Origin of the sequence: Halovalidus salilacus, assembly GCF_031852275.1 — an archaeon.
GTDB lineage: Archaea > Halobacteriota > Halobacteria > Halobacteriales > Natrialbaceae > Halovalidus > Halovalidus salilacus.
Genome location: NZ_CP134700.1, coordinates 1,670,403 through 1,690,165 on the forward strand (window position 1 = coordinate 1,670,403; position 19,763 = coordinate 1,690,165).

The 19,763-nt window shown below is 68.8% G+C and carries 14 protein-coding genes; 7 read left to right on the forward strand and 7 right to left on the reverse strand.

What is annotated here, in order from left to right; genetic code table 11:
• The first annotated feature begins 556 nt into the window (after positions 1-556).
• Entirely contained in the window at positions 557-1,372 is an 816-nt protein-coding gene (locus tag RJT68_RS08225; protein WP_407039876.1) for a CheR family methyltransferase, read from the forward strand.
• Between the two features lie 97 nt (positions 1,373-1,469).
• Here the strand turns inward: RJT68_RS08225 and RJT68_RS08230 are convergent, their stop codons facing one another.
• The 4 genes from RJT68_RS08230 to RJT68_RS08245 form a co-directional block, all read right to left on the reverse strand.
• Positions 1,470-1,874 (reverse strand): helix-turn-helix transcriptional regulator, encoded by a 405-nt coding sequence (locus RJT68_RS08230; RefSeq protein WP_407039877.1) that lies wholly within the window; start codon positions 1,872-1,874, stop codon positions 1,470-1,472.
• Positions 1,875-2,132: 258 nt separating this feature from the next.
• Positions 2,133-2,945, reverse strand: coding sequence for a 5'/3'-nucleotidase SurE (gene surE, locus RJT68_RS08235; RefSeq protein WP_407039878.1), 813 nt, complete (start codon positions 2,943-2,945; stop codon positions 2,133-2,135).
• A gap of 114 nt (positions 2,946-3,059) precedes the next feature.
• Complete coding sequence (locus tag RJT68_RS08240) at positions 3,060-4,670, reverse strand: small ribosomal subunit Rsm22 family protein (protein WP_407039879.1); 1,611 nt, start codon at positions 4,668-4,670, stop codon at positions 3,060-3,062.
• A complete protein-coding gene (locus tag RJT68_RS08245) occupies positions 4,667-5,647 on the reverse strand; it encodes a prephenate dehydrogenase/arogenate dehydrogenase family protein (protein ID WP_407039880.1) in 981 nt (326 codons plus the stop codon). Before RJT68_RS08245 ends, RJT68_RS08240 begins: the two co-directional genes overlap by 4 nt.
• A 190-nt stretch (positions 5,648-5,837) precedes the next feature.
• Between RJT68_RS08245 and RJT68_RS08250 the strand changes: the two genes are divergently transcribed.
• Positions 5,838-6,875 (forward strand): NAD(P)/FAD-dependent oxidoreductase, encoded by a 1,038-nt coding sequence (locus tag RJT68_RS08250; RefSeq protein ID WP_407039881.1) that lies wholly within the window; start codon positions 5,838-5,840, stop codon positions 6,873-6,875.
• 45 nt (positions 6,876-6,920) lie between these two features.
• Here RJT68_RS08250 and RJT68_RS08255 read toward each other — a convergent pair whose 3' ends face one another.
• Both RJT68_RS08255 and RJT68_RS08260 read right to left on the reverse strand, forming a co-directional pair.
• Positions 6,921-8,117, reverse strand: coding sequence for a M24 family metallopeptidase (locus tag RJT68_RS08255; protein ID WP_407039882.1), 1,197 nt, complete (start codon positions 8,115-8,117; stop codon positions 6,921-6,923).
• Between the two features lie 122 nt (positions 8,118-8,239).
• Positions 8,240-11,803, reverse strand: coding sequence for a PAS domain-containing protein (locus RJT68_RS08260; protein ID WP_407039883.1), 3,564 nt, complete (start codon positions 11,801-11,803; stop codon positions 8,240-8,242).
• A gap of 121 nt (positions 11,804-11,924) precedes the next feature.
• On the opposite strand from RJT68_RS08260, the gene RJT68_RS08265 reads away from it, so the two are divergent.
• From RJT68_RS08265 to RJT68_RS08285, 5 genes are all read left to right on the forward strand, one after another.
• On the forward strand, positions 11,925-13,289 hold the full coding sequence (locus RJT68_RS08265) for an alkaline phosphatase family protein (RefSeq protein ID WP_407039884.1): 1,365 nt from the start codon (positions 11,925-11,927) through the stop codon (positions 13,287-13,289).
• A gap of 197 nt (positions 13,290-13,486) precedes the next feature.
• Entirely contained in the window at positions 13,487-14,641 is a 1,155-nt protein-coding gene (gene aroC / locus RJT68_RS08270) for a chorismate synthase (protein WP_407039885.1), read from the forward strand.
• A gap of 150 nt (positions 14,642-14,791) precedes the next feature.
• Positions 14,792-15,853 (forward strand): thiamine pyrophosphate-dependent dehydrogenase E1 component subunit alpha, encoded by a 1,062-nt coding sequence (locus RJT68_RS08275; protein WP_407039886.1) that lies wholly within the window; start codon positions 14,792-14,794, stop codon positions 15,851-15,853.
• Positions 15,853-16,866: an alpha-ketoacid dehydrogenase subunit beta gene (locus RJT68_RS08280; protein ID WP_407040346.1), complete on the forward strand. Its 1,014-nt coding sequence runs from the start codon at positions 15,853-15,855 to the stop codon at positions 16,864-16,866. Before RJT68_RS08275 ends, RJT68_RS08280 begins: the two co-directional genes overlap by 1 nt.
• A gap of 13 nt (positions 16,867-16,879) precedes the next feature.
• The gene (locus RJT68_RS08285) at positions 16,880-17,911 is read left to right on the forward strand and encodes an NAD(+)/NADH kinase (protein WP_407039887.1); all 1,032 of its coding nucleotides are present in this window, start codon (positions 16,880-16,882) and stop codon (positions 17,909-17,911) included.
• A 63-nt stretch (positions 17,912-17,974) separates the two neighbouring features.
• Here the strand turns inward: RJT68_RS08285 and RJT68_RS08290 are convergent, their stop codons facing one another.
• Positions 17,975-19,711, reverse strand: a complete 1,737-nt coding sequence (locus RJT68_RS08290) for a 2-oxo acid dehydrogenase subunit E2 (RefSeq protein ID WP_407039888.1) — start codon at positions 19,709-19,711, stop codon at positions 17,975-17,977.
• Positions 19,712-19,763 lie beyond the last annotated feature (52 nt).

The window sequence follows — 19,763 nt, forward strand, 5'->3', positions numbered from 1 at the left end:
CCGATCGAAATCCCCGGACGCGAGGCTCGATACGCGCGTGAGATCCGGCGATGGCAGCGAACTGGTCGCCCAGAACGATGAATGGGCCAGACACGACGACGCGTTCTGTCAGGTACGTTTTCATTCGAAACCGCCCTCGGACTCGGGCGGCCGCATGATTTTTGCCGTCGAACCTGCTTGATCGGGCTAATGTGCACCGTTCAATCCGTCGAATCGTCGCGGACCGTCGGGCCGAACTCCGACCGACGGACGCGTAGGCCGTCTTCGTCGCGTCTTCCCCGCTCGAGCGGTCGAGCCTCGACGGATCGTCGGACTCCCTCCGTGAGATCCCGCACAGCCACGGTCTCCCTAACCGATCCGATCACCCGTCCGCACTCGACGTTACGACGCGATTACTCCGATCGGAGTTGTAAACGCAGTGAGAGTATCGGCGACGGTAGCGGAACCGGACGACAGACTCCGCACGATCGACGGAGTCGGAACCGACTCGTGCGGCGACGTCACGCCGTCGTGACGGCTTCCCACCCGTTCGTCAACTCGTCGGTTCGCTCGAGCGATGGACGCTGACGACGACTTTCAGGCCGTGCTCTCGTTCGTCGAGCGCCGGTACGGCTTCGCGACGAGCCAGTACTCGAAGAAGTACCTGAAGCGCCGCGTCGACTCCCGCCTCCGGCGCAACGGTATCGATCCCGAAGCGTACGGCGAGTACCTCGCCCTCCTCGAGGGCGACGACGGCGAGGAGCGCGCCGAACTCCTCGACACGCTCAGCGTCAACGTGACCTCGTTCTTCCGCAACACCGAGGTATGGGACCGCATCGGTGACGTCCTGCGGACGCTGCAGGCCGAGCGATCGTTCGGCGTGTCGGCGTGGTCCGTTCCCTGCTCGGACGGACGAGAACCCTACTCCCTGGCGATGCTCGCGAGCGATGCGGACGACATCTCGACGCGAACGCTCTCCATCCGGGGCAGCGACATCGACGAGGAAGCCCTCGAGCGGGCCCGAGCGGGCGTCTACTACCAGCGGAACACGTCGAACGTCGAGTCGGAACTCTCGTTCCTCGACGATTACTCGAGGTACGTCGAGCGCGACGACGACGTCTTTCGCGTCCGTCCAACCGTCCGGGAGATGGTTCACTTCGACAGACACGACCTCATCAGCGACGACGCGGACGACGAGTACGACCTGGTCTTCTGCCGGAACTTCTTCATTTACGTCGACGCGCAGTTCAAACTTCCCGTGTTACGAAAACTGGACGAGTCGATCCGATCCGGCGGCTACCTCGTCCTGGGGAAGACCGAGTCGATTCCGTACGAACTGAAAGACCGGTTCGACCCGGTCGCGAAGGAACTGCGGATCTATCGCCGTCGCTGACCGGTCGGCGAGGACGACCCTCGTCGCGGATTCGCCGTCGAGAAAAAACACCACGAGTTCGACCGTCATTGCGACCCGCCCCGGTATCGCGACCGCGTTATTCGATGTGCGAGCGGTACCCCTTGGGTTCGAAGCCCCGGCGGCAGATGACGCGCTTTCGTCCCACCGTGATCGCGCTGACCTGATCGTCCTCCTCCATGGCCGAGACGACCTCCTCGAGGCGCTCGCTCGACCAGCCCGTTTCCTCGAGCGCCGTCGTCTCGTCCACGCGCCCGCCTTGCTTGACGAGGAGTCGGAGGATTTTGTCCTCGTCCGGGAGGTCTCGCTCGTCGACCCCGTACTCGATCTGTTCGGCGTAACTCAGCGTTTCGTCCGCCGAGTCGTCGGCCGGCTGCTCGTCGGCCGAGTCCGTCGGGTCAGATTCCTCGTCGTCGCCCGAATCGTCCGCCGAATTCCCGCGCCAGAGAGACGAGATACGAGTCCGGAGTGTATCGAATACCATGTGTGGATCACCATCGATAGTGTCTATTGGGCGTTGAACGCGCACCTACCTTGCTCTTATGTTTGATTAGGCTCATGTTTGTATTCACGCTCCGCGTCGAGTTGCATACGGTGACGGCGAGCGAATCGAATAGCGACCGCCTTGCGACGTGCAAGCCGGTTATTCGCCGACCCGAAAGTCGTATAAACCGCGCCGCAGCGTCGCCATTCGATCGCTCCCGAAATCCGGCGAGATGGGTCGCGAACCGGTCGTCGAGGCTCACGCGCCGGACGCCTCGAGTGATTCGAGGTACGTCTCGGCTAAGTCGTCGAGAATCTCGTGGCGGTTCGTCGTGTGCGGCGCGGTGAGCGGCGACACGCTCACGCGGCCGTTGACGACGGCCAAGCGGTCGGTCCCGCGGGGGTCCGGAATCGTCTCCGGATCCATCTCCTCCCAGACGCGGTCGTGGAGTCGGACGGTGGCGCCCGTTCTGACGGCGTCCATCTCGTAGCGCTTCGACGGACTCGTGATCTCGATCGGCGCGGGGTCGTCGCCCGGAAGCGGGGCGTTAACGTTGAGGTAGGCCGCGTGCTCGAAGACGCCGGCGTCGAGGGCGCGTTCGGCGAGAAATCGCGTGACTCGACGGGCTTCCTCGTACTCGTCGTCCGTCGTCTCGATCTCGTCGAACGGCGAATCGAACTCGTCGACGGGGACGTACAGCGAGGTGGCGATGGCGGGGACGTCGAAGAACGCCGCCTCGACGGCCGCGCTGATCGTTCCGGATCGCCCGAGGGCGTACTCGCCGAGGTTCGCCCCCTTGTTACAGCCCGAGACGACGATGTCCGGAAACGGCCCGAGTTCGGCGAGGCCGGCGACCACGCAGTCGGCGGGCGTCCCCTCGACCGCGTAGCCGAGTTCGTGCTCCCACACCTCCACCTCGTGGGACATGGACCGCCCGACCGCGCTCTGGTCGTCCGCCGGGGCGACGACGGTGACGTTTCCGACGGCCGAGAGCGCGTCGTACAGCGCGCGAATCCCGGGGGCGTCGATCCCGTCGTCGTTCGTGAGCAGGATCTCCAGGTGGTCGCTCATATCGCCATCCTCGGAAGCCCGCGCGAAAAGCCCACCGTTTTTCGCGGTCCCATCGGTCGGTTCCGAGATCGAACGGACCGCCGGTCCGGTCCCGCGTGCGGCCGAGCTAGCCCGTCAGGCTACGGGGTCGACGATCGTCTCCTCGTCGACGACGAGGTTGTACGCCCCCTCGTCGTCGTTCCAGAGGGCGAGCACCTGCTCGAACGCGAGGACGTCGCCGTAGTCGGCCTCGAGGAGCGGTCGGTTGAGTGCCGTCTCGTTGGTGAGGACGGCGTAGTGGTCGATCGACTCGCTCCCGTCGCTGATCTTGAACAGCGGGTTCGGGCGGTTAGTCCCGCGCCCGCCTCCGTCTCCCCCTCCGCGTCCGCCTCGGGCCCGGCCACCGTTCGCACCGTTCGATCCCCCGTCGGAACTCAGCGACCTGCTCAACTTCGCCGCGACGAGGTCGATCCGATTCGGAACGTGGCGTTCCATCTCGGCCATCTTCGCCCACCGACTCGCGTCGAGGTCGATGTCGATCCGCCGCCGGCCGTCGCGGCGCAGGATCGAGTACGAGAACTGGACGTCGACGTTGACGAACTCGCCCGGCGTCCGCCCGTCGGCCTCGGACTCACCGCCGTCGCCGCCGTCGGTTTCCGCGTCGTGGGAGGCCGCCTCCTCGAGTTTCCGCTGGAACGACGGCACCGTCAGATCGGGGCGGACGTCGAACGTCCAGCCGCGGTCGGCGGGCCGTTCTCCGGGCCAGAGGCGGACCGCGGGGGCGTAGACCGCGACCCGATCCTCGCCGGCGCCGTTCGCTCCATCTCCGACGTCCGCGCTCACCGTCCACTCCAGGCGCTCGTCCTCGACCGCGCGCTCGAGGTCGCGAAGCTGGGTGCTGGTGTGCTTGTCGGCGGGCGCCATCGCCAGCAGCGCGCCGTCTGGGGCGAGGACCTCGAGGTAGCGGCGGAGCACCGCCTCGGGGTCGTCGAGTTCGCTCAGGACGTTGCAGACGAGGACGAGGTCGAAGCCCTCGCCGCCGTCGTCGGCGTCGGTCTCGTCGACGTCGAACGCCTCGGCCGTCGTCCGGTGGACCGTCGCGTGGACGTTCGGGCCGGTCTCCGCGAGCAGCGCCTCGAGCACGTCGGCCGCGGCGCTCGGTTCGATCGCGTGGTACTCGACCAAGGAGTCCGCCGGGAGGTAGTCGACGAGGCCGAGCGCAGGCCCGCCGACGCCCGCGCCGACGTCGAGAACGCGGAGGTGGCGCCCGAGCAACTCCCGTTCGGCAAGGTCGTCGAGCGCGTACTGGACGGCGGCGTAGTACGCCGGCAGGTGGTAGATCGCGTAGCCCGCCGCGACGTCCTCGTCGTACTCGACGGGCGCGCGCTCGAGGTAGCTGGACTTGAACCGCCTGATCGTCGATCGCAAGAGATCGCCCGAAGCGCCCCGGTGCCAGTCGGGTCCGTAGCGATCGACCAGCAGGTCCTCGAGTCGGCGTTCGTAGCGGGAGGGGAGGGCCCGAACGGGGCCCGAAAGCGGCGACACCGGGTCGTCCTCGACGGGGACGAAGGTGCCGTCGTCGCGCTCGAGCAGTCCCAGATCGGGCGCCTCCTCGCGGAGGATCTGGCGGACGACCGCGGGGTGGGGAGTCCCCTCGACGTACTCGCAGATCTCCTCCGGGTCGATCGGCCTGACGTTCCGGAGGTACTTCGCGTTCGAACGGACGGCCTCGCGCTGATCGGTCACGGCGTACCTCCCCCGTTCTCTTCGGAATCGACGGCCTCGGTCGGCTCCTCGACCGTGGCCCGGTCGCCCCCGGTCGATTCGTCGCTCGTCTCTCGGTCGTTCTCGGTCGACTCGTCGCTCTTCGTTCGTTCGTCGTCGACGGCCGACTCGTCGCTCTTCGTTCGTTCGTCGTCGACGGCCGACTCGGATTCGTGCCAGCGGCTCGCCGCGTCCCGGTAGAGCGCCTCGAGTTCCTCGCGATCGGTGCGCGCCTCGGCGACCGCTGCGGCGGCGTCGGCGACGGCGTCGGCCCCCTCGAACGTAGATTGGATGTCCGCGTACACGCGAGGCGTCCCCTCCGTGACCGTTCGTGTGAGTTCGCGGAGACCGTCGTAGATCGGCGTCTCGAACCCGTCCGGGACGGCGTCGGCGGCGATGGCGAACGAGAGGACCGCCGCGTGGGTCGCCGCCTGCACCGTCTCCATCGCCCGATCGTGCTCGTCGGCGGTCGTCTCGAGGACGTCGTTGCCGCGTTCGCGGAGCCTCGAGAGCAACTCGTCGGTGACGGGTCCCGGTTCGTCCCGGACGACGGCGATCGAACCGGGGGCCCGCTCGGGGGCGAACAGCGGGTGGAGACTCACCCGCTCGCGGTCGGGGGCGTGGTCGGCCATCGCCTCGAGTGGCGCGCCCATGATCCCCGACACGTCGACGACGGCCCGCTCCGCCCGGTCGGCGTGGGCCTCGATCGCGTCCGCCACGTGCGTCATCGGCACCGCGAGGCAGACGACGTCGTAGGCGTCGTCGACTCCCTCGAGGGGCGCGACGTTCCCCCCGGTCTCCTCGGCCGCCGACATCGCGGCGTCGGGATCGACGTCGGCGTAGGCGATCGTGGCCCCGCTCGAGTCGCTCGCACCGCGTCCGGTTCCGTCGGCCCCCTCGGACACGGCGCGACCGAACCACCTCCCCATGGATCCCGCGCCGACGATCAGTACGTCCATCGGGGTGACCTACCCGCCGGCGTCGCAAAAGCGGTTCGATCGTCGAGATGGGCGGTCGGAGCCCTCGAAATCGGTGGCGGACCTCCGTCGACCGAAACGGCGGCCGGTTCGTCGGTGGCTGAGACGACGGGAGGTCGTCGGAGGTCAAGACGAGGGGTGGTTCTTTGGTGGCCGAGACGGACGAACGAGTATGACGCACGTGGGAATCGTCGGCGCCGGCGTCGCCGGGGCCGCCGCCGCGTTCACCCTCGAGGGGGCCCCGGACGACGTCGCGATAACCGTCCTCGAGGAGTCGAACCGCGTCGGCGGGAGGACGGCGACGCGACGACGAAACGGAACCGTCTTCGACTACGGGGCGAACTACGCGAAGTCCGACGACGATCGGGTGGCCGAGTTACTGACGGAGACGCTCTCGACCGACGGGTTGGTCGACGTCTCCGATCCGATCTGGACGTTCGACCGAGACGGCAGGATCTCGGAGGGTCGGGACGCGGACGAGCACAAGTGGACGTACCGGAACGGGGTGAGCGAGATCGCGACGCGCCTCCTCGAGCGGGCCGACGCGACGGTCCGCTTCGAGACCCCGGTCGAAACGATTCGTCGGATCGACGACGCGTGGCTGCTCGAGGACGCCGACGGGATCGAACGGGGCCCGTTCGACGCCGTCCTCCTGAGTCCGCCGGCGCCCGAGACCGCTCGGTTGGTCCGATCGGCCGAGTGGGGTGCAGACGTTCGCGGAGAACTCGCCGACGCCCTCGAGGCGGTGCCGTTCCGCACCATCTTCAGCGGCGCCCTCCACTACCCGTTCGAACTCGAGCGGCCGTACTACGCGCTGGTCAACGCGGACAAGGCCCACGAGATCGGGTGGATCGCTCGCGAGGGATGCAAACCCGGCCACGTTCCCGACGGGGAGACGCTGCTGATCGTCCAGGCCAACCACGAGTGGTCCGTCGCGCACGCCGAAACCGATCCGGATGAGTCCCTCGACGAACTCGCGGCGCTCACCGCGGGGCTCCTGGGCGACGAACGATTGCGCGAACCGGACTGGTCGGCTCACCGGCTGTGGCGCCACGCCCTGCCCGAGGGCGGCGTCGCGAAAGATCCAATCCGGCGGGCGGAAGCGGACGGCCTCTACTGCCTCGGCGACTGGGTCGCCGGTGAGGGCCGGATTCACGCCGCCGTACGAACCGGCCTCGAGGTCGCCGATCGAATCGGTCTCGAGCGCTGAGGCGGGCGGAGTGCGGCCTCACTCGAGGGTGTTACTCGACGACCGTCACTCGAGGGTCGGCTGGAGTCCCACCCGGTAGTCGGTGAGGTTCTCGTACCCGTCTTCCGTGACGACGACGAGGTCCTCGATCCGGACGCCGCCGACGTCGGGGTCGTAGATGCCGGGTTCGATCGTGATCACGTGTCCGGCCTCGAGTTCTTCGCCGACGGGGGAGACGCTCGGCCGTTCGTGGATGTCGAGGCCGACGCCGTGGCCCGTGCTGTGGATGAACCCCGTTTCCGCGCCGGGATCGCTCCGCAGGGTCTCGTAGCCCGCTTCCTCGATCACGTCGCAGGCGACGCCGTGAACGTCCGAACCGGTGACGCCGGCCTCGACGGCCTCGAGCGCCGCCTCGTACGCTTTTCTCGTGACGTCGTACCGCCGCCGAGCCTCCTCGCCGGGGTCGCCGCGGGCGAACGTCCGGGTCATATCGCCGAAGTAGCCCGTCTCCTTGTCCCGGGGGAAGATATCGCTCACGATCAACTCGTCCGCCCGCAACGGTCCGCCCCCCCGATCGTGCGGGTCCGCGGCGTCGGCCCCGCAGGCGACGATGGTGTCGTCGAGCCCGCACCCGCGCTCGAGCAGCGCGATCTCGATTTCGCGTTTGACGCGCTCGCTGGTGAGCGGATCGCCGTCGTCGGAGTGGCGAAGGACCCCCTCGTCGTCGACCGCGGCCTCGGCGATCATCGACTCGGCGACGGCCATCGCAGCCTCGTTCGCCCGCTGGGTCGCTCGGATCTGCTCGATCTCCCACTCGGTCTTGCGCGCTCGCACGTCCTCGACGATCCCCTCGGGTTCGACGGTGACGGTCACCCCCTGCTCGCGCAGGCCGTCCGCGGTCCCCGTCGGGAAGTTCATGGGAACGGCGACCGAGTCGACGCCGCGGTCTGCGAGGAACGCCGCGATGGCCCGCGCCCGTCCCTCGTGGGGGCCGTACTCGGCGACGAGGTCGCGCGCGTCGAACTCCGAGCTCCGGGCGACGGTGTCCGCGTTCGCCTCCTTCGTCGCCCGCCCGTACTCGAGTTCGGACACGAGCAGGTGGACGCCGTCGTCGGTGACGAGCGTCTGGTACGGATCCGGCGCGGTGAAGCCCGAGACGTATCGCTGGTCCGAGTCGGAGGCGTCGTCGTCGACGAGGTAGCCGTCCAGGCCCTCGGACTCGAGGTGCCGCCGAAGCGGCGAGAGGTCGGGATCGACGTTCATACCGGGAGGTCGCGTGCGACGCGCATAATCTCGAGGGAACCGGAACGACGCGGTGGCGGCCGATCGGGTCGATCCGATCGGCTGCGGCGGGACGGATCGGCACTGCCGGATTCGGCCTCGGACTATCGCGCGGGACCCTCAGTCGCGGCGGGGAGCGAGAAGGAGAACGTCGATCCCTCGCCGGGCTCGGAGTCGACCCGGATCTCGCCGCCGTGGCGCTCGACGATGCGCTGGCAGATCGAGAGCCCGATCCCCGTTCCGGGGTGTTCCGCGTGCGTGTGGAGTCGCTGGAAGACCTCGAAGATGCGCGACTCGCTGTCGGGGTCGATGCCGATCCCCTCGTCGTCGACGGAGACGACGACCGTCGTTCCGGATCGTTCCGCCTCGATCTCGATCCGCGGGGGTTCGTCCCCGCTGTACGTGATGGCGTTCGTCAGCAGGTTCTGGAACACCTGTCGGAGCTGGCTCGCGTCACCTTCCACCCGTGGAAGCGGCGTCTCGACGTCGATCCGGGCGTCGTGTTCCTCGATCTGCAACTGCAGGTCGGTTCGCACGTCGTCGATGATCGCCCCCAGGTCGACCGGTTCGAGCGGCTTCCCCGTCGTTTCGACGCGGGAGTACTCGAGCAGTCCATCGATCATGTTCCGCATCCTGTCGGCCCCGTCGACGGCGAACGCGAGGAACTCCGCTCCGTCCCCGTCGAGGTCGTCGCCGTAGCGGCGCTCGAGCAGCGTGAGGTAGCTCGTGATCATCCGCAGGGGCTCCTGGAGGTCGTGGGACGCCGCGTAGGCGAACTGCTCCAGCCGCTCGTTCGACTCCTCGAGTTGTCGCTGGTACCGCGTCCGGTCGGTGACGTCCTGGGCCATCACCATTCCGGCGAAGACATCCCCGTCGGCGTCGGTCACCGGAAGCGTGTAGACGACCAGGGTCCGCCCGCGGTACTCGAGTTCGAACTCGTTCGCGTCGCCCTCGAGCGTCGCGCGGAACTCCGGTTCGACCTCGTCGAACACGTCCGCCCGAAGGGAGTCGTGGATCGGCGTTCCGACCAGGTCCTCCGGGTCGATCGCGAACTCCTCGAGGAGTTGTCCGCCGCACGCCGTGTAGCGCAACTCCTCGTCGAACAGGGCGACGGCGCCGTTGGGGAAGTGCCTGACGAGCGTCCGGTACCGCTGCTCGCTCTCCTCGAGCCTGCGTCGGTAGGCCTTGCGCTCGGTGATGTCCTGGACGAGCGCCAGACCCGCGACGACGCTCCCGGCGTCGTCGGAGAGCGGTGTCGTGCGGACGAGCCAATCCCGATCGGCGTCGACGCACTCGAACGTCAGTTCCTCGCCGGCGAGCGTCCGTCGGAAGGTGTCCTCGACGTCCTCCGCCACCCGTTCCGGGAAGACGTCGCGAGGTCGCCTCCCCTCGAGGTCGGCCGGCGCGTACGGCAGGTCGTCGAACGCCTGGCCGGCGGCCAGGGTGTACCTGCAGTCGTCGTCGAAGCGGACGACCATCCCGTTCGGAAACCGCTCGGCGAGGGATCGGTACAGCCGCTCGCTCTCCTGGAGCCGCTGCTCGCGCTCCTTTCGTTCGGAGACGTCCCGGAAGTAGACGGAGAGGCCGGACTCCGACGGGTAAACCTGGATCTCCATCCAGATCTCGAGCGACCCGGAGAAGCGCTCCCACGAGACTGCCTCCTGGGTCTCCATCGCCTCGGTGTACTTCTCGATGAGGTCGGACCGCGTCCCGCCGGGGAACACGTCCCACACGCACTCGCCCAGTAATTCCTCGCGAGAGTAGCCGAGCAGTTCCTCCGCCCGTTCGTTGACGTGGGTGAACCGCCACTCCTCGTCGAGCGCGTAGAAGGCGTCGGAGATCCGGCCGAGGATCTCGCTCAGTTCGGTCTCGAGTTCGCTCTTTCGCCGCGCGAGTTCCCGCTCGTGGGTCTTGAGCGCGGTGACGTCCTCGCCGGCGGCGATCACCCGTTCGATCGACCCGTCGTCGTCGAAGACCGGCGTCGCGTTCACCGAGAGCCACGTGCGATCGCCCGTGGGTCGCTCGACCAGAATCTCCTCGTCGAACACCCGTTCGCCCGTCCGCCGCACGCGCGCGACCGGCCCCTCGCCGGGCTTCAGCGCCGCTCCCTCGGCGTCGTAAACGGTCCACCCCTCACGGGACTCCACGTCGCCGATTCCCTCGCCCTCTGATAGGCCAAGGATCTCCCGGACTCGTCGGTTCGCGAGCAGCGTCCGCCCCTCGGCGTCCTGGACCGAGACGCCGAACGGCGCCGTTTGCAGGATTCGCTCGGTCTGGGCGCGCTCGCGCTCGAGCTGCTCCTCGTTTTGCAGCCGATCGAACGCCGTCTCGAGGGTCGACGCGGCGACTCTCGCCAGCGTCATGTCGGTCTCGTCGAACGCCGCGCGCGTTTGTGACCCGGTGACGACGACGCCGTGCTCGCCGATCGGGAGTACGATCTCGCTTCGAATCGGCGTCGTCGGGTTGTAGACGTCCTCGGCGGTCCTGACGTCGTCGTAGCGTTCGGCGTTCCCGGTCTCGAAGACGCGCCAGACGATCCCCTCCCCCGCTTCGAACGTCGGTATCTCGCCGAACAGCGCGTCGGCGCGGTCGGACCACGCCGCCGGCCGAAGCGACCGCGTCCATTCATCGAAGAGGTAGACGCCCGTGATCTCGAGGCCGAGGATTTCGTCGAAGTGACGGGTGGCCTGCTCGGCTGCCCCACAGCGCGAACGGGCACCGAGCCACTCGTGAACGGCGTCGTGCAGGCGGCGTAACTGGACCGTCCGCCGGTGTCTGTCGGTGACGTCGTAGTAGAGTTCGATGCGCCCGCCCGCGTAGGGTCCCGCCTCGATCGGTCTGCTCCGGTGCTCGAGGCGTCGTTCGACGCCCTCGGGCGAGGTGACTCGGACCTCGAACCGTTCGATGTAGTCGTTGGTCCCGTACGTCGCCAGCACTCGCTCGGTGAACTGATCGGCATCGGCGACCCGCCGGCGGATCGACTCCTCGATCACGGCCGGTTTGTCCCGACCGACGACGCGTTCGCGGTCGATCCCGAAGTACCGCTCGGTCGTCTCGTTGATCCACGCGATCTCGAACGACGCGTCGAGGACGAAGACGCCGACCTCAGCCTCGTCGAGGGCTGCCATCGATCCCTCGGCGACGCGGTCGCCGATCGGTGTGGATGCCGCCGCGGACGAGTCGCCCCGCGGGTCGCGAGCCGCGTACCGGTTCCCTCGATCCCCGGCCGAATCGCCCGGTCCGCTGACGTCGACCATGACCCCGAGCGTCCCGTGAAACGTCCCGTCGGTCGCGACGGGAGTGTGGCGAACCGTACACCGGTGGGCCGCACCGGCGGCCGTTCGGAGCGACAGGTCGACCTCGAGCGGGAGCGAGTCGTCCGCGTCGGGAGCCTCCGCGTCCTCGAACCGATCCCGGAGCGCTCGCCGCGCCCGCTCGAGCGCATCCCCCTCGAAAACCGTCGACGCGTCCGCGCCGATCACCGTCGCCCGGTCGTAGCCGGTCGTCTCGAGGAAGCAGTCGTCGGCCGCGACGAACCGGCCCTCGGCGTTCAATCGGTAGACGCCGTCGTCGACCAGTCCGGCCACCGCGCGGAAACACCCGAACCCCTCGGGTTCGGACCCGCCCGGGTCGGACGCGGCGTCCACGGCGTCGCTCCCCTCGCTCATGTGGTGGGGGAGGCCGGTGACGCGGATAAACCCTCGTTACGTTGCGATTTCATGTCCGATGAGGGGAAGGTCGGCTCGTCGATCCCGCAGCCTTTTCCACCGCGAAGGCGTCACACGGGGTATGCCGACGGACCGCGAGCGAGACCTTCGGGAGCGACTCCGCGAGGGCGAGCGGCTGTTTCCCGACTACGGAGGCCGCTGTTTCGCGCACGTCCCGGACACGGTGCGCTCGGTGCTCGGGGACGAGGCCGAACGACCGCTTCCGCACGACGTGCTCGAGGGCGTTGGGGAAGACAACGGCGAAAGCGACGGGGGCGGTGACGGCGACGAGGGCGGTGACGGCGACGGGAACGGCGGTTGGTCGGACGGTCGATTCGATCGCGTCCTCCTCTTGCTTGTCGACGGCTTCGGCCTCGCGTACTGGAGGCGCTTCGCCGACCATCCGCTCCTCGAGCGGTTCGAGGAGGTGGGGACCGTCTCGCCGCTGACGTCGATCTACCCGTCGGAGACGGCGGCGGCGCTCACGACGCTGCACACCGGACGCCTTCCCGCGTCCCACGGCGTCCTCGGCTGGTACGTTTACGATCCGGCCGACGACGCCGCCTACGAGGCGTTCACCGTCGACGTCAGGGCCGGCGACGAGTCCGTCGCCGACGAGATGGACCTCGAGGACGTCTACGAGGGCGAAGCGATCTACCCGTCGCTGTGCGCCGCCGGCATCGAGTCCCGTCACGTCGTTCCGTTCGAGGAGACGTACGAGGGCGCGATCGCACACACCTACGACCTGAACCTCGAGGGCGGGACGTTCGAATCCGCCCTCGCCGACGCGTTCGAGGCGGCGGACGATCCGGCCTACCTCTACGCGTATCTCCCGCAGGTCGACACCGCTGCCCACCGGTACGGCACGACGGCCGCCGAGTACGAGGCGACCGTCTCGGCCACGCTCGACGCGCTCGAGCGCGCCGTCGACGGCCTCGGCTCTGCGATGGGTCGCGGCGGAAGCGGGGGTCCTGACGGCGAGACGCTCGTCCTCCTGACGGCGGACCACGGCCACGTCGACACCGACCCGGAGCGGAACGTCGACCTCGAGTCCGCCCCGTTCGCGGAGCCGATCCTCGAGTCCCTGCGGTGCCACGCCGACGGCGAACCGGTTCGCTACGCCGGCAGTCCGCGGAACCTCCACCTGCACCTGCGCGATGACGCCGGCGAGTCCGCCGCGGCGATCCGAGCGCGCCTCGAGTCCGAACTCGACGCCCGCGTGTTCACGAGAACCGAGGCGCTCGAGCGCGATCTGTTCGGGGACGGGGAACGAAGCGAGACGTTCGAGCGCCGCGTGGGAGACCTCGTCGTCTGCCACCGGGACCTCTCGGTCTGGTACGGCAGCGATCCCCTGCAACTGTCGCTCGTCGGCATGCACGGCGGGCTCCACCCCGACGAGATGCTCGTCCCGTTCGCGGCGGCGACGCTCGAGAACCTGCGGCGGTGACTCTCGGGGACCGACGGCGCTAACTCTCAGAGATCCGCGGCGCTGACGATCGCCGGAGAGGGTGGGGTACGAGACCCGACGGGCCAGGGTCGCCGTCGTGGAATCCATATCGGTTCGGAAACCGATCCACCGGACGGACCCGGCGCGTTCGTTCGAATCATGCACCGCTAAGTGTCCGCGTTCCGGAGGGGGTGGTAATGAACGGCAACCGCTTCGGTCGCCTCTTCCAGGTGACCACGTTCGGCGAGAGCCACGGGGAGGCGATGGGCTGTACGGTCTCGGGCTGCCCGGCCGGCCTCGAGCTCTCCGAGGAGGACATCCAGGAGGACCTGGATCGGCGCAAGCCGGGCCAGTCGATGATCACCACCAGCCGCGGCGAACCTGACGCGGTCTCCATCAAGTCGGGGATACAGGACGGTTACACGACGGGAACGCCCATCGGGATGGTCATCCAGAACAAGGACGCCCGCTCGGGCAAGTACGAGCCCTTCATCACCGCTCCCCGGCCGAGCCACGGCGACTTCACGTACTCGGCGAAGTTCGGCACCCGCAACTGGGGCGGCGGGGGCCGCTCCTCAGCGCGCGAAACCGTCAACTGGGTCGCCGCGGGCGCAATCGCGAAGAAGCTCCTCGCGCTCGAGGGCGTCGAACTCAAGGCCCACGTCAACCAGATCGGCGACGTCCAGGCCCCCGAGGTGAGCTTCGACGAGCTCCTCGCACACTCCGAGGAGAACGACGTCCGCTGTGCCCACCCCGAAACGGCCGAGGAGATGCAGGACCTGATCGCCGAGTACCAGGAGAAGGGCGACTCCATCGGCGGCAGCATCTACTTCGAGGCCCGCGGCGTCCCCGTCGGCCTCGGCGCCCCCCGGTTCGACTCCCTCTCTGCGCGGCTGAGTCAGGCGATGATGGCCGTTCCGGCGACGACCGCCTTCGAGTTCGGCCTCGGTCGCGAGGCCCGCGCGTACTCGGGAAAGGAGCGGAACGACGACTGGGAGTTCGGCGAGGACGGAGATCCGAAACCGGTCGAGAACGATCACGGCGGCATTCAAGGCGGGATCTCGAGCGGGGAGCCGATCTACGGCGAGGTCACCCTGCACGCGCCGACGTCGATTCCGAAGGAGCAGCAGACGGTCGACTGGGAGACCGGCGAGGTGATCGAGGACGCGCAGGTCATCGGCCGCCACGACCCCGTCCTCCCGCCTCGAGGCGTCCCCGTCGTCGAGGCGATGCTCGCGCTGACGCTCGTCGACTTCATGCTCTTATCCGGCCGGATCAATCCCGACCGCGTCGACGACCGGCCCGGCGAGTACGTCACCGACTACCACCCGAGCAATCCGCGCAACGAGTAACCCCGCACCGTCACCTCCGCTTCGCGTCCCCCACCGCGCTTTTTCGTCGGGGTCTCACGCAAACTCTACGCCCTCCGTGACGACTGGATACTACTACCGTGTGGTACACAATAGCATTTATTGGCAGAGTCATGGTAACACACCACGCCCATGGCAGACTTCGACCTGCAGAGTGCGGACGGGCGACTGGAGGCGCTTCGGCGGATGGTGACCATCCGCGCGTTCGACGAAGAGGCCGGGAATCGATTCGCAGACGGCGAGATACCGGGGTTCGTCCACCTCTACATCGGGGAGGAGGCGGTCGGCGTCGGCACCTGTGCGGCGCTCGAGCCGGACGACTACATCGCGAGCACACACCGCGGTCACGGCCACTGCATCGCCAAGGGGCTGGACCCGAAGCTGATGATGGCCGAACTGTACGGGAAGGCCGACGGCTACTGCAACGGCAAGGGCGGCTCGATGCACATCGCCGACGTCGACGCGGGCATGCTCGGCGCGAACGGCATCGTCGGTGCGGGCCCGCCGCTGGCGACCGGCGCGGCGCTGACCATCGACTACCAGGACCGCGACCAGGTTGCCGTCTCCTTCTGCGGCGACGGCGCAGTCGCGCAGGGGCAGGTTCACGAGGCCATCAACCTCGCGGCCACGTGGGACCTCCCCGCGATCTTCGTCGTCGAGAACAACGGCTACGGGGAGGGGACGCCCCTCGACGAGCAACACAACGTCGAGAACCTGAGCGACACCGCCCAGGCCTACGACATCCCCGGCCTTACGATCGACGGCATGGACGTGACGGCCGTCGCCGAAGCCGTCGAGGAGGCGCGTAATCGCGCCCGCTCGGGCGACGGGCCGACGCTCGTCGAGGCGAAGACCTACCGCTACCGCGGTCACTACGAGGGCGACGAGGAACCCTACCGCGACGAGGAGGAGGTAGAGCGCTGGCAGGACCGAGATCCGATCCAGTCGTTCAGACAGCGGCTGATCGAGCGCGGCGAACTGACCGCGGAGGAGTTCGAAGAGATGCGGGCGGAGGTGGAAGAGACCATCGAGGAGGCCGTCGACTACGCCCAGGAGGCACCGGCCCCCGAGGCGCACGAGGCGTACGACGACATGTTCGTCGAGACGGTACCGGAGATCGAACGGTTCGCGAACGCCGCCCGGGCGCGGTCCGACGGCGGACGCGAACGACGGCGGTCGAACGGAGGTGACTGATCGTGGCACAGAAGGAACCCGAACTCGCACGAGCGAAGGAAACGGAAACGATGACCGTCCGCGAGGCCATCCGACTGGCCCTGCGCGAGGAACTCGAGCGCGACGAGGACGTCTACCTCATGGGCGAGGACGTCGGGCGCTTCGGGGGCGTCCTCGAGGTGACCGGCGACCTCTACGAGGAATTCGGCGGGGAGCGCGTCCGGGACACGCCGATCAGCGAGGCCGGGTTCGTGGGCGCCGCGACCGGATCGGCGGCGACGGGCGCCCGACCGATCGTCGAGATCATGTTCTCGGACTTCGCGGGCGTCTCGATGGAACAGATCATGAACCAGATGGCGAAGATGCGCTACATGTTCGGCGGGAAGGCCGAACTGCCCGTCACCGTCCGGACCACCGAGGGTGGCGGCATGGGCGCCGCGAGCCAGCACTCGGGGACGATCCACTCGTGGATCGCCCACTTCCCCGGACTGAAGGCGGTCGCGCCCGGAACCGCCGAGAGCGCGAAGGGGCTGACGAAGGCCGCCGTTCGCTCGGACGACCCCGTCTTCGTCTTCGAGAACAAGATGATCTACGAGCAGCGAGGCGAGGTCCCCACCGACGAGGACTTCGTCCTCCCACTCGGCGAGGCCGCCGTCGAACGCGAGGGCGAGGACGTCACCGTCGTCGCGACCCAGCGCCTCGTCGGCGAATCCCTCGAGTTGGCCGACGACCTCGCGGGCGACGTGAGCGTCGAGGTGATCGACCCGCGTTCGCTGTACCCCCTCGACACCGAGACCATCGTCGAGAGCGTCCGGAAGACCGGTCGACTGGTCGTCGCGGACGAGAGCCCGCTCTCCTACGGCACCCACGCCGAAATCGTCGCTCGCGTCCAGGAGGAGGCGTTCTTCAGCCTCGACGCCCCCGTCCTGCGCGTAGGAACCCCTGACACGCACATTCCGTTCAGTCCGCCGCTCGAGCAGGAGGTGTTGCCCTCGGGCGAGGACGTCCGGTCGGCGATCGAGCGGATCGCCTGATGGAGGGGCGTCCGTGACGCGCACGCGCACCCGGATCGGGCTGATCGCGAACCCCGCCGCCGGGCGGGACATCCGACGACTCACCGGCGGCGCGAGCGTCGTGGACAACTACGCGAAACGCCGGGTCGCCGAGTGCGTCCTCGAGGGGGTGACCGTCGCCACGGACCGCGCCGAGGTGCTCGTCATGCCGGACGGCGCGGGCATCGCACGGCACGCGATCGACGAGGCGCCCGACGGGATCGACGCGAGCGAGGGCGAGGTGACGATCGAGCACTCGGCGGCCGACACTCGCCGAACGGCGGCCGAATTTCGCGAGGCGGTCGACGCTGCGGTGGTCCTGGGCGGCGACGGCACCACCAGGGACGTCGCCCTCGAGATCGGCGACGTTCCCGTCGTGGCCGTCTCGACCGGAACGAACAACGTCGTTCCGACGCCGGTGGACGGAACGCTCGCGGGCGTCGCGGCGGGGCTGCTCGCGAGCGGCGCGGTCTCCCCCGACGAGGTGACCGCGCGTCACGGGATGGTCGACGCTGTGGCGGAGACGCCCGCCGGCGACCGCGACCTGACCGCGCTCGCCTCGCTCGAGGTGTCGTCCCGCTCTTTCGTCGGAACGCGGGCGCTCCTCGATCCGCAGGACCTTCGCGGCGGCGTCGTCTCTCGCGCGCACCCGCGTGACGTCGGCCTGGCCGCGATCGCGGGCGCGATCGAACCCGTGGAACCCGACGGGTCGGGCGGCGTCGCGGTTCGTCTCTCAGCTCCCGACGACGCTCCCCGGACGGTGCGCGCCGTCCTCGCGCCGGGCGTGGCGGCGACCGTCGGCGTCGAATCGGTGGATCGCCTCGAGTGGGGCGAGTCCGCTCGGTTCGAGGTCCCGGACGGCGTGATCGGCGCCGACGGCGAGCGCGAACTCGAACTCACGAACGCGACGGTCGACCTGACGCCGGTCCGCGACGGTCCGCGGCTCGTCGACGTCGACGCGACGCTCGAGGCGGGTTCGCGCGCCGGCGCGCTCGCGTCGGTTCGGGCACCGATCGAAGAGCGGTGAGGGGGGTCGCGGACGGCCGCGAACTCGAACCGCCGGGAACCACCACGAACCGAAACCGGCGGCTCAAACCCGCTCCCACGATAGGTCGAACTCGAGATCCTCCCGGAGCAGTTGCGAAACGTGACAGCCGCGCTCGCCGACGGCGACGATTCGCTCGACCGTCTCGTCGTCGGCGTCGGTCTCGAGGCTGACCGTCGCCTCGAGGCCTTCGACCGAGCCCCGTTCGGGCTCGCCGTCGACGGAAACGGAAATCTCACCGACCGCCACCTCGCGCTTTTCCGCCCGGTAGCGAACGCTCAGCGAGAGGCAGGCGGCGAGCGCGCCGAGGAAGCCGTCGACCGGCGTCGGTCCGGTCTCCGTTCCGCCGGCGTCCTCGGGTTCGTCGTACCGCCACTCGAACGAACCCGCTTCGACGGTTCCGGCCATCCCCTCGGGATTTCGCGCCGTGACGTCGCGGTTCGGCATCTCCGTCTCCTCGTCGACGCCCGCCCCTCGATCGACGTCCGCCGGGAGGAGCGCCCACGGGTCTTCGACGCGACCGACGAGCGACTCGAGGAACCGCGCGGCGTCGGCCCCGTCGACGACCCGGTGGTCGAACGAGAGGTCCAGCGGGAGGTGTCGTCGCCACTCGACCTCCTCGTTCCCGCCGCGAACCGGACGCTCCGTGATAGCGTTCACGCCGAGGATAGCGACCTGCGGCGGATTGATGATCGGATCGAACGACTCGACGCCCAGGACGCCGAGGTTCGTCACCGTGAACGTCCCGCCGGCCAGGTCGTCCATCGCGTACTCGCCGCTCGTCGCCCGCTCGACCAGTCGTCGTCGCTCCTCGGCGAGTTCCGCGAGCGACCGAGTTCCGACGTCCCGGAGGATCGGCGCGATGAGCCCCTGCTCGACGTCGACGGCGATGCCGACGTTGTGCTCCGACCAGAGCCGGTGGACACCGTCTTCGAACGTCGCGTTGAATCCGGGGTGGTCCTCGAGCGTCGCCGACATCGCCAGCAGGAGAACGTCCTGGACGGAGACGTCCGCGTCGAGCGCGTCGTCGGCGGCTCGAGCTGCGGCGAGCAGTTCCTCGGCATCGGCCTCGCGGTGGACGGTCACGTGGACGGCCTCGCGGTAGCTCTCGCCCAGCCGCGAGGCGATCGTCCGGCGCATTCCGTCGAAGGGGCGTTCCTCGACGAGCGTGCGACCGTCGACAGCGCCTTCGCTCTCGCTCCCGCTCGTACCGGCGTTCGCAGCCCCTTCGGCAGCCGCCTCGACGTCGTCCTCCGTGATCGATCCCTGGTATCCGGTTCCCTCGACGCTCGACAGTCCGACGCCCAGTTCCTCGGCTCGCTCGCGCGCACGCGGAGACGCCTTTACGTCGCCGGACGGACGTTGGCCCTCGGACGTGTTCCTCTCCGTGGCCCCCGTTGCGGTTTCTCCGCCGTTCGGGTCCCCCGACGCCGGCGTCGAGCGCTCGGCGTCCGACGCAGCCGTCCGCGGTTTCGCCTCCGGCTCCGCATCGACGTCCTCGAGTTCCGCCAGCGCCTCCGCCTCGAGGTCGTCGATGTCGGCGTCCGCGGGCGCGACGATGCCGACCGGCGTTCCGGGGGGAACGACACCCCCCTCCTCGAGGTACGTCCGACGGAGGACCCCGTCCTCGCGTGCGTCGACCTCCGCGACGCTCTTTTCGGACTCCACTTCGAGGACGACCTCGCCCTCCTCGATCGAGTCGCCCTCCTCGATCCGCCACTCGAGGATCTCGCCCCGTTCCATCTCGAGGCCCAGCTTCGGCATTCTGACGATGTACCCCATGCTACGAGGAATCAATACACGACTATATAAACGACGTCCCCGCCCTCAGATC

Bases quoted from the DNA above. Each gene is read 5' to 3' on its own strand.
- RJT68_RS08275 (WP_407039886.1), top strand. From the start codon at position 14,792: ATGGCAGACTTCGACCTGCAGAGTGCGGACGGGCGACTGGAGGCGCTT.
- RJT68_RS08260 (WP_407039883.1), bottom strand. From the start codon at position 11,803: ATGAGCGAGGGGAGCGACGCCGTGGACGCCGCGTCCGACCCGGGCGGG.
- RJT68_RS08225 (WP_407039876.1), top strand. From the start codon at position 557: ATGGACGCTGACGACGACTTTCAGGCCGTGCTCTCGTTCGTCGAGCGC.
- RJT68_RS08245 (WP_407039880.1), bottom strand. From the start codon at position 5,647: ATGGACGTACTGATCGTCGGCGCGGGATCCATGGGGAGGTGGTTCGGT.
- RJT68_RS08290 (WP_407039888.1), bottom strand. From the start codon at position 19,711: ATGGGGTACATCGTCAGAATGCCGAAGCTGGGCCTCGAGATGGAACGG.
- RJT68_RS08230 (WP_407039877.1), bottom strand. From the start codon at position 1,874: ATGGTATTCGATACACTCCGGACTCGTATCTCGTCTCTCTGGCGCGGG.
- RJT68_RS08250 (WP_407039881.1), top strand. From the start codon at position 5,838: ATGACGCACGTGGGAATCGTCGGCGCCGGCGTCGCCGGGGCCGCCGCC.
- aroC (WP_407039885.1), top strand. From the start codon at position 13,487: ATGAACGGCAACCGCTTCGGTCGCCTCTTCCAGGTGACCACGTTCGGC.
- RJT68_RS08255 (WP_407039882.1), bottom strand. From the start codon at position 8,117: ATGAACGTCGATCCCGACCTCTCGCCGCTTCGGCGGCACCTCGAGTCC.
- surE (WP_407039878.1), bottom strand. From the start codon at position 2,945: ATGAGCGACCACCTGGAGATCCTGCTCACGAACGACGACGGGATCGAC.
- RJT68_RS08265 (WP_407039884.1), top strand. From the start codon at position 11,925: ATGCCGACGGACCGCGAGCGAGACCTTCGGGAGCGACTCCGCGAGGGC.